General features: G+C 45.6%; 14 protein-coding genes. 1 reads left to right on the top strand and 13 read right to left on the bottom strand.

The features are described from left to right. Positions 1 to 76 precede the first annotated feature (76 nt). Together mbcS and MKY28_RS12780 are read right to left on the bottom strand one after the other, a co-directional pair. The gene (mbcS, locus tag MKY28_RS12775) at positions 77 to 1669 is read right to left on the bottom strand and encodes an acyl-CoA synthetase MbcS (RefSeq protein ID WP_340936111.1); all 1593 of its coding nucleotides are present in this window, start codon (positions 1667 to 1669) and stop codon (positions 77 to 79) included. Positions 1670 to 1937: 268 nt separating this feature from the next. Further along, on the bottom strand, positions 1938 to 2942 hold the full coding sequence (locus MKY28_RS12780; RefSeq protein ID WP_340936112.1) for an aldo/keto reductase: 1005 nt from the start codon (positions 2940 to 2942) through the stop codon (positions 1938 to 1940). 201 nt (positions 2943 to 3143) lie between these two features. Between MKY28_RS12780 and MKY28_RS12785 the strand changes: the two genes are divergently transcribed. After that, a complete protein-coding gene (locus tag MKY28_RS12785) occupies positions 3144 to 3989 on the top strand; it encodes an AraC family transcriptional regulator (RefSeq protein WP_340936113.1) in 846 nt (281 codons plus the stop codon). 69 nt (positions 3990 to 4058) lie between these two features. Here the strand turns inward: MKY28_RS12785 and MKY28_RS12790 are convergent, their stop codons facing one another. From MKY28_RS12790 to MKY28_RS12840, 11 genes are all read right to left on the bottom strand, one after another. Further along, complete coding sequence (locus MKY28_RS12790; protein WP_047842725.1) at positions 4059 to 4457, bottom strand: Asp23/Gls24 family envelope stress response protein; 399 nt, start codon at positions 4455 to 4457, stop codon at positions 4059 to 4061. 28 nt (positions 4458 to 4485) lie between these two features. Beyond that, the gene (locus tag MKY28_RS12795) at positions 4486 to 5565 is read right to left on the bottom strand and encodes an AI-2E family transporter (RefSeq protein ID WP_036608593.1); all 1080 of its coding nucleotides are present in this window, start codon (positions 5563 to 5565) and stop codon (positions 4486 to 4488) included. Positions 5566 to 5600: 35 nt separating this feature from the next. Further along, positions 5601 to 7022, bottom strand: coding sequence for a sensor histidine kinase (locus MKY28_RS12800; RefSeq protein ID WP_253508007.1), 1422 nt, complete (start codon positions 7020 to 7022; stop codon positions 5601 to 5603). Between the two features lie 13 nt (positions 7023 to 7035). Beyond that, positions 7036 to 7743, bottom strand: a complete 708-nt coding sequence (locus MKY28_RS12805; RefSeq protein WP_047842723.1) for a response regulator transcription factor — start codon at positions 7741 to 7743, stop codon at positions 7036 to 7038. Between the two features lie 234 nt (positions 7744 to 7977). Next, complete coding sequence (locus MKY28_RS12810; protein ID WP_340936114.1) at positions 7978 to 9423, bottom strand: 4-hydroxyphenylacetate 3-hydroxylase family protein; 1446 nt, start codon at positions 9421 to 9423, stop codon at positions 7978 to 7980. Between the two features lie 173 nt (positions 9424 to 9596). Continuing rightward, positions 9597 to 11555, bottom strand: a complete 1959-nt coding sequence (locus MKY28_RS12815) for an ABC transporter permease (RefSeq protein WP_340936115.1) — start codon at positions 11553 to 11555, stop codon at positions 9597 to 9599. Further along, entirely contained in the window at positions 11530 to 12300 is a 771-nt protein-coding gene (locus MKY28_RS12820) for an ABC transporter ATP-binding protein (protein ID WP_076318070.1), read from the bottom strand. The genes MKY28_RS12815 and MKY28_RS12820 overlap by 26 nt, the downstream gene beginning before the upstream one ends. A 313-nt stretch (positions 12301 to 12613) precedes the next feature. Beyond that, positions 12614 to 13597, bottom strand: a complete 984-nt coding sequence (locus MKY28_RS12825; RefSeq protein WP_083669688.1) for a sensor histidine kinase — start codon at positions 13595 to 13597, stop codon at positions 12614 to 12616. Beyond that, complete coding sequence (locus MKY28_RS12830) at positions 13594 to 14298, bottom strand: response regulator transcription factor (RefSeq protein ID WP_340936116.1); 705 nt, start codon at positions 14296 to 14298, stop codon at positions 13594 to 13596. Before MKY28_RS12830 ends, MKY28_RS12825 begins: the two co-directional genes overlap by 4 nt. Positions 14299 to 14339: 41 nt before the next feature. Further along, complete coding sequence (nagZ, locus tag MKY28_RS12835; protein WP_340936117.1) at positions 14340 to 15680, bottom strand: beta-N-acetylhexosaminidase; 1341 nt, start codon at positions 15678 to 15680, stop codon at positions 14340 to 14342. A gap of 397 nt (positions 15681 to 16077) precedes the next feature. Then, positions 16078 to 17181 carry an NADH:flavin oxidoreductase gene (locus tag MKY28_RS12840; RefSeq protein WP_340936118.1) on the bottom strand — a complete coding sequence of 368 codons (1104 nt, stop codon included), beginning with the start codon at positions 17179 to 17181 and terminating at the stop codon, positions 16078 to 16080. Between the last annotated feature and the right edge of the window lie 210 nt (positions 17182 to 17391).

Genomic DNA, 17391 nt, shown 5'->3' on the forward strand with positions numbered 1-17391 from the left:
ATCGCTTCTGCAGAATCGATTCCTTCTCTTTCACTACGCAGGCTTAATATCTAAAATTTCATCTATACAAAATGATCTAACCATTACGTTTTTCTTGTTCACGTAACTCGATCCGGCGGATTTTACCAGAGTTGGTCTTTGGCAGATCCGTAACAAATTCGATCTTACGTGGATATTTATAAGGTGCTGTGATTTCCTTGACGTGGTGTTGCAGTTCACGCATCAGTTCCGGTGAAGCCAGTGAATCGTCTCTCAACACAACAAAAGCTTTGACAATATTGCCACGGATCTCATCCGGACTTGCAACCACCGCACATTCCTTCACACTGGCGTGTTTCATGAGTGCTTCTTCCACTTCAAATGGTCCAATCGTGTAACCCGAACTGATGATAATGTCGTCACTGCGACCTTCAAACCAGAAGTATCCTTCTTCGTCTTTGCGTGCACGGTCCCCTGTTACAAAATAATCGCCACGCTGACTCGCTTCCTTCCGTCCCTCATCCTGATAATAGGACCGGAACAAAGCTGGCATCTCTTTGTGTACCGCGATATCTCCTACTTCACCCGGAGGCACAGGTTGTCCCTCATCGTCAATAATTTCAATCAATCCAGGTGTAATTGACTGACCCATCGAGCCAATACGTACAGGCGCATCTTTGAGACTGCCGATTAACAACGTGCTCTCGGTCTGTCCATATCCGTCCCGAATAGTCAGGTCAAAATGACGTTGGAAGATTTCAATAACTTCCTGATTGAGCGGTTCACCCGCTGAAACAGCACTGCGCAGATGAGCCAGGTCATAATGTCCAAGATCATCTGCTTTGGCCATCAACCGATATTCGGTTGGTGTACAGCAAAGGACATTAATCTGATGTTCCTGCATCAGTTCCAGATAACGCTTGGGCTGGAATGATCCATTGTAGACCAGTCCAGTCGCGCCTCTTCCGAGTACCGACAGGAACGGGCTCCAGATCCATTTTTGCCAGCCAGGTGCAGCCGTTGCCCATACGGTATCTGAAGGTTGAATATCCAACCATAATGAAGAAGCGATCCGCAGGTGGGCATATCCCCAACCGTGGCTATGTACAACTCCTTTGGGATTACCAGTTGTGCCCGAAGTATAAGCAAGGATAGCCGTATCATCACGATGAGTCTCCACCGCAGCCATCTCTTCGGGTTGATTCTGCATTAACTGATGCACATTGACCCAACCTTCAGCAGGTACGCTAACTTCTTCATTCGGTGATGCCACGATGCGATGTGCCAGTGACGGCAGATCCGCGTCCATCTTTTCCACTTCTGAGGTCGTCTCTGACCATACAATAACAGCCCGCGCCTCAGAGTGACGCAGACGATATTCCAGATCTTTTGCCCGTAACATCTCGGAGGAAGGAATAACGGCAATCCCCAGTTTCAGACAAGCAATATAAATGACATAGGCAATAATACGGCGTGGTACCATGACCAACACCCGATCACCCTTCTCTAGTCCAAGTTCACGCAAACCTCCAGCAAGACGATTCGCCTGCTTGAACAAATCACCATACGTGATCTCTTCCACCTCTCGTTGATCGCTGAGCCATCTAAGTGCAATCCGCTCTGATGGATGATTCTCCATCTCGGATGTCAGGTTATAGCTTTCAGGCGAAATCCACTGTTCAAAGTTCAAATGGAGCCTCTCCTTCGTAGTTCAATTGTATAGCTTCTATATATTATACTCTAAATCCTAGGACCAGGTGCTATGAACTAGGTTCATTCTGAAAAAAAATAAACATAGGTCAATTAATGAACTATTATAATAGATCTTATCCTATAATGAAAATGACATATACAAAATGGCGCCTTCCTGATTGATCAGGTAGGCGCCATTTTCATTCTTCATTTATATTACATTAATTTTACCTAACAATAATTTTCACACAGCTATACTGTGTATGTTACCACGGATAATTACCCATTCCGTCCAAAATGCTTTCGATCTCATTCAACTCTTCCGTTGTCAGATCCGGTGCGCTGAGCGCAGCTACATTTTCTTCAATCTGGGACACACGGCTTGCCCCAATCAATGCAGAAGTTACACGGTTACCACGCAAAATCCAGTTCAGAGCCAGTTGGGAGATCGTTTGACCTCTTCGCTCCGCAACCGCCTGAAGCGCATCGAACTTGGCAATCCGTTCGTCCGTGTAAGCTTCTTTTTTCAAATTGCCTATTGGATTGGCGCGTTCCTCCTTGATCTTATCGACATATTTATTCGTCAACTGACCGCGGCCGAGTGGACAGAACGCAATTGAACCTACGCCTTGCTCATCCAGTACGTCCTGCAAACCGTCTTCAATCCAGCGATTCAACATCGAGTAGTTTGGTTGATGAACCAGGCATGGCGTACCCAGACGACGAAGAATGGTTACCGCTTCTTGCGTCTGTTCTGCATTATAATTGGACAAACCTACATACAGTGCTTTACCTTGCCGCACGATATGATTCAATGCCGTCATCGTTTCTTCCAATGGCGTATCCGGATCTGGACGGTGATGATAGAAAATGTCCACATAATCCAGTCCCATCCGACCAAGACTTTGATCGAGACTGGCAATCAGGTTTTTGCGGGAACCCCATTCGCCGTAAGGTCCACTCCACATATGGTAGCCTGCCTTCGATGAGATAAGCAGTTCATCCCGGTAAGGACGAAGATGTTTTTTGTAAATCACGCCAAAGTTCTCTTCCGCTGATCCTGGAGGTGGACCATAGTTATTCGCCAGATCGAAATGGTTAATTCCCAGGTCAAAGGCACGCAAAATCATCTCTTCCTGAATATCCAATGTACGGTTGCCACCAAAGTTCTGCCATAAACCCAGCGCAATTTGCGGCAGTCTGATTCCGGATTTGCCGGAACGTACATATTTCATCTCATCATATCGTTGTTCACTCGCAGTATAGGGCATCGTTATTCTCACTTTCCTGTAAGGTTTGTTGAATTCCTTTTCATCTTAGACATTTTCCTGGATAAACGATATGGCATTTCACTTTGAACATATGGAATAATGATTGTTATCTATATATACTAATGTTAAATTATTAATCTTTTCAGCTATGTAGTATGTTAAAATGCAAGATGAGACGAAATCGTACAGGAGTGAATACCCTTGATTACGTATATGTTCAAAAACAATCATTTTCAGGAGCTTCAGCTCCTACATTATGGCACGGAAGCCTGTACACCAGGTCACCACTTTGGCCCTGCCATGCGAGACTATTATAAAATTCATTATATTTTGAATGGCAAAGGCACCTTCGAAGTTGGTGGCAAAACGTATAGCCTGCACAAAGGACAAGGATTTCTGATCGTTCCGCATTCCGTCGTGCATTACGAAGCAGATCAGGATGATCCATGGGAATACAGCTGGGTTGCTTTTCAAGGCAGCAATAGTTCTTCCTTTTTACAGCAGGCCTGTCTGTCCGAGCATCACCCGATTTTTGAGCTGGGTAATGAGGATGACGAGATGCGATCCTGCCTGCACCGAATGATCAATTCCCGCAATACCCACAAAGGCTGGGAGATTAGCATGACTGGTTTGTTGTATCAATTCTTCTCTATTTTGATTGATCAGGCTAATTCAGAGCATCTTCAACCCATGCCGGATTATTCGAAGGAAACGTACGTTACGCAGGTAATGGACTTTATTGAAATGAACTATGCCAATGCCATTACCGTTCAGTCCATCGCGGCCCATGTCGGTTTGCAGCGCAGTTACCTGTGCTCTCTCTTCAAGGACCAGATGGGAAGCAGTATTCAGTCGTATCTGGTCCATTATCGGATGCGCAGGGCAGCCGAATTGACCCTTGATCCCGGTCTGACCATTGGTGATATTGCCCGTTCTGTGGGCTATACGGATCAATTGCTTTTCTCTAAAATGTTCAAAAAAGTAATGGGCGAAGCGCCCACCTACTACCGCAAACATAAAACAGCACCCTCCCAGTTAAGTTGTTAATTGGGAAGGTGCTGTTTTTGTTAATCGTTTATCCTTACAATTGTTATTCCTTACATTCTATACGTTGGTTTATACCGTCTCCGGCATGGATATGCCAACAACTTGCACTTTGATTTCATCGACCATGACGCCGGCTAATTGTTCTACAGCCTGTTGAACATTATGTTGAAGTTCACGGCAGACTTCGTGCATCTTGTTGCCATATTGAATATTAATTCGCAGCTGGATGGTTGCCTGATCGTCTTTGACGTGTACGTCAATCCCTTTTTGCAGACTCTTGCCGCTGATACTCTTGGCAATCCCTTCAGTCAGTCCAACGGACATGGAGGATACACCAGCCGTTGATTGAGCCGCCATTCCCACGATCTTGGATAACACATCGTTCGAGATGTGAATGGTACCCATTTGAACAGATTGAGGTGCGATATATTCAGGTTCATTGTATTGTTTTTCGATAATTTCAGACATGTGCTCCACTCCTTCGAATAATTAAATTCTATGCATTCTGCCATTTGTCCTTGAAGAACATGTTATAGATTCGAACCAAAAGAATTTTAACGATCATATAAACCGGGATAATAATCAGGATGGCAATAATTCCACCCAAGTCCCCTGCACCCAATACCAAAATGATGGTCGTGAGCGGGTGAATATCGAGCTTTTTGCCGAATACGTACGGTGCAACCAGGTTGTCCTGAATCTGCTGAGCGACAAGAATAATAATCAGAGACCAGATGGCAACCGATGGTGATACCACGAGACCCATGATCACAATAGGCACGGACGACACAATCGCTCCAATAAACGGAACAAAGTTCATAATAACCGCGATCACCGTGAGCAGTAATGCGTACGGCAGTCCAATGATGAGGAAACCGATATACATCAGTACACCCAACGCCAGATTGACCAAAACTCTTCCCACGATAAAACCACTCAACGCCTGATCAATCTCAATTACAACATCACGGCTGTCATTTTGGAAACGTTTTGGAGCGATATGTGCCAATTTACGACCAAATTTCTCGCCTTGTAACAGCATATAGAACAAGAGGATCGGAAGTGTAAACAAGATGATCGCAAAACTGGAAACAAGTGAGAAAAATCCACTTACATAGTTAGTTACAAAGTTAAATCCTTTGTTGATATACTCCGTGATCTGGGAGAAAGGTGTCGAGCCCTCAGGGAACAAGGCCTGAATGGCACCATTTTGCTCCAGCTCTCTCAGCTGGTCACTTAATGAATTAATTAAACTTGGTGCGTTATCAACCAGATTGATCAGTTGCTCACGTAACGATGGCCATAAACCAATGATGAAGAACACTCCCAGAATAGCAATAACCAGATAGATTAGCAAAATACTTAGCGTGCGATTTATTTTCTTTTTCTCCATATAATTCACAAGCGGCCTTAGCAGATAATAAAAGAACACCGACAACATCATCGGCACGGTAATGACCGTGATCATGGTGACGAGCGGCTGAAAGATGAAGCTTACACGTGATAATAAATAGATATTAACCAATATCAGCGCCAGTGCAATACTGAACCGGACAAACGTATTTACTTTGAACAAAATATTTCCCCCCACATGGACATTTCTTCTCTTATTTAATTTGGAATCTCAATGGTAAACACGGTGGTCTCTCGCCCACGCCGGGAAAGGATCAGCCGTCCGCCCATTTTCTCCGTATTACGTCGTGCGATGGACAAACCAAGTCCGGTGCCTCCGGTCGCTGTCCGCGCCTCATCCCCTCGTACAAACGGGTCAAAGATCGTTGACCATAGTTCTTGAGGTATGCCCACTCCGTTATCTGCCACCTCTATCACCACATGGGTATGAAGCGGAATGAGTTCGACGCGCAGTTCGGTCCCGATTGGATTATAAGACAGAGCATTGGTAATCAGATTCTGGATGACTCTGGATAACAGCTCCGGATCGTACCTCGCGTAGATCACCTCATCAGGAACAAGTACATGAAGGACAAACTGTTTCTGTTCAATCTCCCCATAGGTATCTGCCATAATCTCGCGCAGGAATTCTCCAATCTCTCTTCTCTGAATATGCATGCGAAAATCGGGCGAATCCACCTTGAGCAGCTCCAGCATATTCTGTATCATGCGTGCAACTTGAACAGACTTGTTATAGATGTATCCCAGATATCTTTGCTGTCTATCCTTGTCCTCCCCACGTCCTTCCACCAATGCCTGCGCATATCCCTGTATGGATGTTATCGGTGTCTTCAGATCATGTGATAAGTCTACAATCAGTCGCTGTTTGCTCTCTTCGGCGTAACGTTTCTCCGCAGAGGTGTTCTCAATGACATCCGCCATGTAGTTGAAAGTCTCACCTATCTGGACAAATTCCCTCTCGGCTGAGATCGACATCCGTGTACTATAATTTCCCTGTATCATCTGCGTAAGACCCGAGGAGAGGATACTGAGTGGTTTTTTGATTCTCCGTGCGACCCAATAGCTATAGACAAAGATCAACAATAAAACCAAACCGATGCCAATCATAATGTAAAAGGATAATGGATGTTTCAGATTAGTAATCAACTGATTATCATTAATTCGCACGCTGACCAGATCACGCGGGATTTTGAGCAATACATACGCTGCCGCTCCTTCTGTCGAGAGGGGAGTGATCGAATAATAGTATTCCTGGTCACTCCGATTTTCCAATCCATCATATAGATCAGCTTCACTGTATTGCGTGATCGCATCTTGCTTGTCTCCCACATGATGAATGACATTGCGATTCGCATCCAGAATTTCAATCCAGCCCCCGCTATCCTTGAGACGTTGAATCTCTGTGTCTTTGCCTTTCGACACCGAACCTCCACCGGAATAAAATTCGTTCTCCAGCTCCTCCACATACATGTGGGCTTCAACATTCAGATTCGGGTCTACCACCTGATCCGAAATGCGAAAATCCACGACATCAAGTGAAACCATAAGGTACACAATCAATACCAGTAACAGCAAAAAGAAGTTGAACAGCAAGAAGTCCAAAGTCAGGGATGTCTGCAACAGTCGCTTTTCTCTAGCTTTCCATGGGCGCTTCAATTTTGTATCCAAGTCCCCTTATCGTTTTGAGATATTCCGGTTGTCTGGAGTCACGCTCGATCTTCTCCCGAATGTTGCTGATATGTACCATAATCGTGCTGTCCTCGTGCGCATAATAGTCGCCCCAGACCGCTTCGTATATTTTTTTACGGGTGAACACTCGGCCAGGTTGATCAAGCAACAATTCCATAATTTTATACTCTGTAGAGGTCAATGTTACAGGACTTCCTGAACGAAAAAGGATACATTGGGATCGATCCAGCGTCAGATCACCTAATACCAGATTCTGTTCTTTCGCTTCGGGGATCTCCGCTGCATCAAATTGATTAACTCTTCTGAGCAACGCCTCTACTCTGGCGACAATCTCAAGCGGGTTGAACGGCTTCGCTATATAATCATCTGCCCCAAGTCCAAGTCCAAGGATTTTATCGTGATCCTGACTTTTAGCGGATAGGAACAGTACAGGCATGTGATATGTAGCTCTGATCTGTTTGATCAACTGCAATCCATCCATTACAGGCATCATGATGTCCAGTATGACCAGATCGATCTGTGTTGAACGTATGCATTGTAATGCCTCGGCTCCATTCACCGCAGTTTTAATGGTATAGTCCTTCTCCAGATAGAGTTGAAGCAGTTCAACAATCTCTGGTTCGTCATCTGCAATTAATACGGTGTATCTCATGTTATTCCTCTCATTTCCTATACTCTATGCCTATCTCTACATTATTACTATATACTACGTCTCTTAATTCAACCTAAATCATTTCTAAAGATAATCTAAATAAATAGAAATAGAACCCTGGCTCATGCCAAGGCATTAACTAAAAAAGGGCTGTTTTCAGCCTACATTCAAGCTTTTCGTTCTTCATTCAGGCTTTTCAATCTTCATTCGGACCATTTGTATTAGATCATCAGATCAGTCCTTAAGCGAACGTAGCCACGGCTCCACTTTTCCGAATAAACGTTCCTTGTCATACTGCACATATTGATTCGCCCGATTGCGCACCGGATCACCCGCGTAGAAACGTTCATATAGATCATGCCTTGCTCCGAGTGGACTTCCGGTCAGCTCCCATGCAAGTTGAAAGAGACGAATCTTCTCCGCGGCTTGCATCGTTACTCCACCAAGATATTTGCCTATCAAAGAACCCATCATTTCATTAGTCTCAAACGTACCTGAAGGAATCTGAATCAGACCACCCGCAGCAATGGTCTTCAAAATCTCCACCGCGCGGGGATAATAGCGATTGCCCAGATTACGTGCGGTTTCAATATATTTGAATTCCGGCAGCCAGTTGCCAAATGTGTCTGGTTTGGACTGTGCTTCAGCAGCAATAATCAGTCCCTCGATAGTCTGCATCTGACTGATCAGCTCTCCAAGTTGTTCCTGCACATTCAGGAAAGAGTCCACCCCAATCTCCTTGGCAATGGATGAGGTCACGGCTGTAATAAACTCCAGTTTCGAGTGTAATCGAATGACACTCTGATGGTAGGCCAGACTGGCCGAAGCTGTATTGCAGCGAATCTGCCATACGGCTTCAGGGTTATTGTGCAGTAATACACGTTCCCAGGGCACAAATACATCGTCAAAAAATAATACAGCATCCATCTCATCATACTGCGCACTGAGTGGATGTGATTTATCTGTATCTTTTGTGGCAAAAGATTCACGACACATCATGTGTAAGCCCGGACTGTCCGCGGCTACAATTACCATATGGGCCAGCTCTGGCAGGTGGCCTGGAATTCGTTGAACGGGATAAGCAATGATATCATCGGCATAAGGCGCTGCTGTTGCCACCATTTTGGCCCCGCGGATCACAACGCCCTCTGTATTCCTTTTGACAATTCGCAGCATGGCATCCTCATCTTCTCCAACAGGCAAGGAACGATTAATCTGTGGGTCCCGCTGGACAATTGTCAGGAATGCATCTTTTCGTTTGGCTTGTGCAAAATAATCCGATATTTTGTCTGCAAATGCCGGGTCATGCGCTGTCATCTCATGTCGTGTTGCATACCAACCGGTCAGCCTGGATCGGGCATAATCAGACAATCGGCTCATCACCCCATACGTCCGATCGGCCCACAGCCGAAAAGCATCCGCCCTGCTGTTCACGTCAGGAAGTGAACGAGGCACAAGAAAAGAGCGATGCACGTAACTTCCCGTCTGTTCGTCCCAATAGGCCACGATTTCCCTTGTCTCCGGGTCATCCACCAGATTGAACAATCCTTCTATGGTTTGAAGTGTTCCCTGAAAGGCCTGATGCCCAGTTACTTGGATACGCTCTCCGTCCAGCCATACATTCCGCTCATCATTCAAACGCTGAATGTAAGCTTGTCCACGAGACATCGTGATACTCATGATATGTCCTCCCTCTCAGGCACCGGCCTGACATTTCTGTAACTCCATCCTTCTAACTGCTTGAAAAACTATGTAATGATACATTCTGTATCTAATGAAATAGTACTGTGCCTCAGCTAGAAAAGTCAACAGACACCGAGCGATGAGTCCGGTGTCTGTTGGGCCATGCTATTTTAGACTAATTTGGAATACATGTGACGCAGATACCGCCAGCGCACGAGTGCAAAATACAAAATCTGCATGGAAGCAAACACCAAGAAGATGCGCAGGCTGTATCCAAAGACCGAGAAATCAACCAGTTGCTGCAACGCCACAAAGGCAACCGAGCTGTGGATGACCGCCACCAGAATCGGCAGGAAGAACATAAGCAATAGCTGCCTTGTTACGATCTTACGGAGTTCGGGACGACTCAGTCCCATTTTGCCAATCATGCGATACTGCGCTTCATCCCGTTCTAGATCTGCGTAAAGTCTGAAATACGTGAAACTTGCTGCAAAGGTGAAGAAAACAATGCCGATCAGGCCGCTCAAAATTAGAATGATGCCATTGGTCTGCTTGGAATTAAGCCAGTCCACCACAAGCGCGCTGGTCTCGAAATAACCTCGATCGGATCTATCATTTTGAATGGATTCGATTAACTCCGGAGCGAAGCTGCGTGTACTCATCCAATCTTTTACGACAAATTGCGTCGTTCGCATGGAATAGAAACCTTCAGGCATCCCCACTTCCTCGTTATACGCCGGTCTCAACTTCTCAAACAATTCGTTGGTTACAACGTAGAGATTAATTTCATTTTGAAAAGGAATCACAATATCGGTACCAGGTGTCACTAGCCGAATCTGTTTCGACCGATTATCAATCTCCAGATTGACCTCCGCCCCTGAGAATCCTTGTTCGGCCTGTTCACGGTACTTCTTACGAACCGCCAAATTACTTGGTGTCATAAATGACTCATCGACCTGTTTCAACGTACGTTCTTCGTACCCAAGTGCCTTCGCCAGACGGTTATAATCACTCAGTTTGATAATCCTTCCATTATTATTTTCAGGTATATGAGCATAACTGCCCTTCACGTAGGGAACTTGATGATCAATCAACGCTTCTTCAATCTGCCGAATATGTCGCTCGGAGTTGGGAGTATCCCAGTTATTCATATAACTGAATGCGTATGGATTCGACATGGACGACAACCCCGGGTCAGCAATAGCAAGCATGGTGCCAATTCCCGTAAATGAAGAAGCCGAGATGATACTTACCATGAAAAACATGATGGCGTTATCTTTCATTCGATAGGTAAGTTCAGATAGGAAGAGCAGATTGGTTTTACGGAAAAACAACCTTGGATTTCTTTTCAGTGCCCGAATGATGTATACACTGAGCTGCGTGAACAGAAAGTACGTACCTGCAATAACAACCACGACACTTGCGAGTAATAACGGAAAGGAGAAGCTTATCCATACAAAGGTGAATACTCCTGCATAACCCCCACCAATCAACAATACGGATAACAAGGCGAGTAGACGTGAGGCTTTGGGTTCCGGTTTCGGTTTTTCCTCTGATTTCACAAGGTCAATGAGAGTTCCTTTGCGAATGAGCAAGGATGAGGACATCGCGATCACAACAAACAGCAGCAGAAATGCACCTGCCGTCAGGGCAATGCTTTTTAGCGGAAAATAGAATCGAAGACTGTTCTCAACAGCCAGCATGGAGCCACAGATCAGCAGGATCAATTTGCCGAAAATAATTCCGAGTCCAATCCCGGTAATGATGGAAGCTAGTCCGATACACATGTTCTCCATAAACAGAAGTCTGTTCATCTGTTTACGTGTCATGCCTATCATCAGGAAGATACCAAATTCCTTCTTGCGCGTCTTCAGAAATGAACCAACGGAGTAGAGCAGGAACAGGAATGAAAAGATGAATATAATGATCTCTGCAATCACAAACCCCTGATTTGCAAGCAACGTAACCGTCCCACTTGATCCCTTTAAGCCCGCTTTCAAATCAGGATGGAACAGGAGCAATGCGTAAGTAAAAAAGATCATAACGGAAAATGTACTGCTCAGAAAATGAGCCAGATAAATTCGTTTGTTACGAACAACGTTATTAATGGCGAACTGGCGAAAATTCATGTCCTGAACCTCCCATTAGGGATAATACATTAATAATCTTCTGGTAAAAGGCTGCGCGATTATCGCCGTAGTGAATTTCATTATACAGTTTGCCATCCTTGATAAAGACAACCCGACTGCAATAACTTGCAGCTACTGCATCATGAGTGACCAGCAGCATCGTAGCCTGATCCTCCTGATTGCGCGTTTCGAGAATCTCCATGACATCTCTTGCCGCCTTCGAATCCAGGTTGCCTGTTGGCTCATCGGCCAGAATCAGCTTCGGGGAATGGATAAGCGCTCTGGCAATGGCCGTACGCTGTGCCTGTCCTCCTGATATTTCATATGTCCGTTTGTTCAGAATACCCTCGATCCCCAGCTTGCTTGCCAGATGTTCAACACGAGTGTTCATCTCTGCTAGCGAAACACCGTCAAGAGTCAGTGGCAGCACAATGTTTTCCTTGACTGTCAGTGTATTTAACAGATTGAACGATTGAAAAACAAATCCAAGCTCTTTGCGCCGGAACAGCGCGAGTTCGTCCTGATTCAATTCAAACGGATTCTTCCCTGCAATCCGCAGTTCGCCTGATGTTGGGTGATCAATGGTTGAGATCATGTTCAGCAGTGTTGTTTTGCCACTACCCGATGGTCCCATGATGCCAACAAACTCACCTTCCTGAATACTGAGGTCAATACCTGATAACGCTTCATAAGATACGATGCCTTTGTAGATTTTACTGATCTGTTTCACAGAACAAATCTCCATGGTTACAACTCCTTAGTGATATATGAATTCAAAATCAAGTTACTTTTCATGCTGTGTGCATGCGTATTGTGCGTGGCCTTTCCTGTACTCTTATGACTATAGTCTATCGAAGTTTCGGCCATTCTCCTATGGTTTAACCTTTCATCAACATGACAATGTTGTAAGGTTGCATCATAAAAATCAAAAAGACGCCTTCGCCCCGATCAGGCAATAGACGTCTATACTTACACTTACACTGTAATATATACTCCACTCACACTTCTTCAACAAAAATACAGAACTCACGTCCCAATCTTATCTTCAACCTGTCACTTCAAGAGTTGAATGTAATTCGGACAGTCGTTCCTTCGCCGTACACAGATTCAAGATCAATCCTATGATTCATCCGTGTTAACACTTCTTTGGCAATATACAGCCCCATGCCTGTGGACTCTTTGAAATGCCGCCCGTTCTCCCCGGTGAAGAAAGGCTGGAATACCCGGTTTAGATCAGACTTCGGAATTCCGATGCCCTGATCCTGCACTTCCAGTATGATGGAGCGTTCGGCTTCATACGCACGCACATAGATCTTTTGCCCGCTGCCCGCGGAGTATTTGATTGCGTTCGACAGTAACTGTACCAGGACAAACCGAATCCACTTGGCATCGGATTGCACAACCAGCGCAGGATCTATATGTATCTCTGGATAGACGTGATTGCGGATGAAGAACCGTTTCAGCTCATGGATCGCCTCTTCCCCAGCGGTCCTCAGTATCACAGGTTCCACACTGAAATCCTGTTCGAAGGTATCCAACCTGGCCACATACAGCACAGTCTCCAAACCTCGCCTCATCTGGTCCGCTTCCTCCCGAATGCTTACGAGCCGAGGATCATCATCTTCCTGACCTTCCACGGTCAACTCAATAACGGATAACGGTGTCTTCATCTGATGGACCCACTGGTTCATGAATGTCAGATATTCTTGCTGCCGTTGTTCCAGCCGATGAAGATGAGCATGATACTGGCCGTATTGTGAATCCAACAACTTCTCCAGCGCCAGTGATAAAGGACTTGTTTCGTTCAATGGTACAAATTCCTTCAGCGAATCCATCGACCGTGACATCCGGGTATAAAAGGAGCGATGTGAATAATAACGATACACCAAATATCCGATGTATAAAAATAATCCCAACGCTACGGCATAAGTAGCCGTGACCCAATCGTTGTAACCGTCATACCAGAACACTGCAACAACAGTGAACAAGATGGCAACAACCCAGCACGTTAAAGCGAGATGTTCTCGTATAAACAATCTCATGATGGTGAAGGGGCCTTCCAGGTATTGTTCAATCGGTAACCCGAACCTCTGACCGTTTCCAGTGCGTCCGTAATACCAAGTTCGGCTAATCGTTTACGCACCCGAGTAACGTTTACGCTGAGTGTATTGTCATCCACAAAAGAGTCATCCCACAGCTTCTCCAAGATTGTCTCTCTGCTCACAAGCTTTGGACTGCGCCGCAGTAACGTTTCCAGCAGAATCGTTTCCTTCTTCGTCAGCTGTACTTTGCGATCACCAAGCTGAATCTCCAGTCTTTCCAAGTACACGACCAAACCGTCCAGTTCCACCTTGCGTTCTTCATCACGAGCAGCATAGTCCCCATATACCCGGCGCAGCTGACTTCGAATTTTTGCTATAACAATCTCATGCTCAAATGGCTTCGTAATATAATCATCCGCCCCGTTCTCCAGTGCCATGACCTGATCCATCTTCCCACTCCTTGCGGAGATAAATAAAATGGGGCATGTAGACAGCGTACGAATCTGGCGGCACCAATAGAAACCATCGTAACTGGGCAAGTTGATATCCAGAAGTACCACATGTGGCTGTACCTGCTCAAACTGTTGCACAATCATCTCAAAATCCTCGACCAGTACGGCCCGGTCCCCGTAGCGTTCAATATGTGATTTCAATAATCCCGCAATCTTGGGATCGTCCTCTATTATCATAATGGTATACATTATTGGATCTCACCTCTGGCAAAATCATAACACAGGATTTATTATCTAGCATCGATTTGCTTACGCCAATCCACAATATCTGCATTCAATTGCTTCAGGTCTCCGGAAGCTTTCTGATCATCGGATAACTTGTATTGTTGCTTCAATGCCAGGATACGATATACACTTTCATCAATTCGGGACTCGGTGATTTTGCCTGACTTCACTGCACTTATTAGCGTATCAAAAATTGTCTTGGCACTCTCATAACTGTGAGCTACCAACAGAATGTCACTTCCTGCTTTAACAGTTGCTAGGGCTGCCTGGTCCAACTTGTAGTTCTTCGCGATTGCACCCATACTCAGGTCATCTGTGATGACCACACCATCATACTTGAACTTCCCGCGCAGATGTTCACCTATAATGACATCCGATAAGGACGCCGGATGATCCGGGTCCAGCTTCGGGAACAAAATGTGTGCAACCATGACCGCCTCTACCTGCTCCTTCACTGCGGCGTGGAACGGAATCCATTCAAGCTCGGCCAGTTGTTTTTCCGTTTTATTCACGACAGGGAGATCGAGATGGGAGTCTACGGACGTATCACCATGACCCGGAAAATGTTTCACTACCGGAATAATGCCTTCACTACGTAATCCCTTCATCTCTGCAATCCCCATACGTGACACCAGTTCTGCCGAGCTGCCGAATGAACGATCTCCAATTACCGGGTTCTTCGGGTTACTATTCACATCCAGCACAGGGGCAAAGTCCACATTAAAACCCGCAAGCTGAACCTGTCTCGCCAACAATTCGCCCATCGTTTCAGCAAGCGCGCTGTCTTTCGTCTCGCCTACTTTTCTACTGGAAGGAATGGATTCCACCGTCTCTGGCATACGACTGACTTTGCCGCCCTCCTGATCCACACTCATGAAGATCGGTACCGGGTTGGACTGATTCGCTTCCTTGATGGACTTCACAAACTTGGCTGTTCCCTCGAGTGTTGATACATTGTTGGCATAGAAAATAATGCCCCCTACCTTTTGATCGGTGATCATCTGTTTGGCTTGATCATCCAACGTTGTCCCTTGAACACCGGCCAGTATCATCTGTCCAATCTTCTCTTCTAACGTTAATGAATTGAGCTGCTCCTGCACCGGATCGACTTCTTCTTGCGGTTCCTCTGGTACTTCTTCCTGCGGTGGAGCGGTATTCTGCTCCGGCGATGAGGAAGATTGCCCTGAGTTGGAGCCAGCGTTCGATCCGGTATTCGAGTCCGTTGCGGAGGAAGGTTTCTGTGCTTGGCCACATGCCGATAAAAGCAGAACGATCCCCAGCAGAAGACACATCATATGCAGTGGTTTTCTCCATTTATTGTTCGAGTTGTACCTATAGTTGTGCAAGGATATTCATCCTCCTTATGTAATGTCATCTTGGCAACCCTTGGGTTCAGGCCTAACCTTATCATAAGGTGGTGGATTTTCAAAATAAGTCGTACTGAAGATTGAATCGTTGTTCAGACACTTAAGTGGTAAAAAAAGTGGTTGCACTGGAACCTGAGATGTGGAACTTAATGGTGTTGTGACTAGGCGCGTGTGCGATGTATGTGGAGAATAAAAAGGAGTAACGGTGCAGAAAACGATTTTCTATTGTGAATTTTTCATATGTTGAAATTATTAGTATAGGCAAATCAAAAAGCCGCCCAAAGGCGGCCTATTTGTTCGTTTTGTTTTACTTTTTGTTGTAAATCGTTGCCGTTTAGCGTTGGTTCACCTTTCACCAAACGTCCTTAGGCTTCTATTAATGGAGTGTTTGCAACACTTCCGTTGTAAATGGAATGATTTCGGATATGCGATCTTCACGAACTTTGGCAGGCCATTCCGGATCACTAAGCAGAACACGACCCAAGGCGATCAAGTCAAATTCATTGTTCTCCAACTTCTCATTTAATTGATCCAAATGGGCATCACCTGTTCCCTGGTTCTCGGTTGCTCTGTCTACGAATTCAGCTTCAAGACCTACCGATCCAACGGAAATAGCTGGTTTACCCGTTATTTTTTGCGTCCAACCCGCAAGATTCAGCTCAGATCCTTCGAATTCCGGTAACCAGAACCGGCGTGTAGAGCAATGGAATATATCCACGCCAGCAGCACTAAGTGGGGCCAAGAATTGCTCCAATTGTTCTGGCGTCTCCACCAGACGTGCCTCATAATTCCCCATCTTCCATTGGGAGAACCGGAGCACAATTGGGAAATCAGGACCAACCACTGCACGACAAGCTTTAATCACTTCAACCGCAAATTGGGTTCGACGTACCAAATCACCACCATAATTGTCGGTCCGTCGATTCGTCTGCTCCCAGAAGAATTGGTCAATCAGGTATCCATGGGCTCCGTGCAGTTCAATGCCGTCAAACCCGATTCGCTGTGCATCCGCTGCCGCTTGGGCAAATGCCTGTACAAGACCTTGAATCTCCTCTTCCGTTAATGGTTCACGTGATGGTTCACCTGCCATGCTTACCCCTGACGGACTTACAGGGTCAGCTTCTGCGTTAGGCAAGTCACCGGAACGACGTGCTGTACCCACATGCCACAATTGTGGCATGATTTTGCCACCCGCTTCATGTACTGCTTTCACTACATTAGCCCATCCTTGCAACGAATCTTCACCATGGAATAATGGAATACTCGCTCCACTAACCGAAGATGGATGATTAATGCCTGTACCTTCCGTTATGATGAGCCCCACTCCACCTGCTGCTCTGCGACGATAGTATTCAGCAACTTCTGGTCCAGGTACGCCCTCTGGTGAGAATCCGCGAGTCATGGGTGCCATAACGATTCGATTAGACAATGTTAGCTTGTCCGAGGTGAAAGGTTTGAATAATGCTGAAGGTACGTTCATAGTACATTGCTCCTTTGCAATTGGAAGTGTGGAACTCCGCATCCACATGAAATGCGACATGCTTTTGTATATTGTAACACGTGTAATCCAGTTGACTGGTTTAGGATTATTTCTCTATCCATTTTATAGTTTCTTAATTTTATTTTCAAATTTTCGAAGTTGGGCGTTCAAACTACTCTTATAGAAAAAAAAAGAAAGCTACCTTACGGC

It is taken from the genome of Paenibacillus sp. FSL R5-0473 (assembly GCF_038004565.1).
In the GTDB taxonomy this organism is placed as follows: domain Bacteria; phylum Bacillota; class Bacilli; order Paenibacillales; family Paenibacillaceae; genus Paenibacillus; species Paenibacillus amylolyticus.

Bases quoted from the DNA above. Each gene is read 5' to 3' on its own strand.
- MKY28_RS12805 (WP_047842723.1), bottom strand. From the start codon at position 7,743: ATGAGATACACCGTATTAATTGCAGATGACGAACCAGAGATTGTTGAA.
- MKY28_RS12790 (WP_047842725.1), bottom strand. From the start codon at position 4,457: ATGTCTGAAATTATCGAAAAACAATACAATGAACCTGAATATATCGCA.
- MKY28_RS12815 (WP_340936115.1), bottom strand. From the start codon at position 11,555: ATGAATTTTCGCCAGTTCGCCATTAATAACGTTGTTCGTAACAAACGA.
- MKY28_RS12820 (WP_076318070.1), bottom strand. From the start codon at position 12,300: ATGGAGATTTGTTCTGTGAAACAGATCAGTAAAATCTACAAAGGCATC.
- MKY28_RS12825 (WP_083669688.1), bottom strand. From the start codon at position 13,597: ATGAGATTGTTTATACGAGAACATCTCGCTTTAACGTGCTGGGTTGTT.
- MKY28_RS12830 (WP_340936116.1), bottom strand. From the start codon at position 14,298: ATGTATACCATTATGATAATAGAGGACGATCCCAAGATTGCGGGATTA.
- MKY28_RS12840 (WP_340936118.1), bottom strand. From the start codon at position 17,181: ATGAACGTACCTTCAGCATTATTCAAACCTTTCACCTCGGACAAGCTA.
- MKY28_RS12780 (WP_340936112.1), bottom strand. From the start codon at position 2,942: ATGCCCTATACTGCGAGTGAACAACGATATGATGAGATGAAATATGTA.
- MKY28_RS12810 (WP_340936114.1), bottom strand. From the start codon at position 9,423: ATGAGTATCACGATGTCTCGTGGACAAGCTTACATTCAGCGTTTGAAT.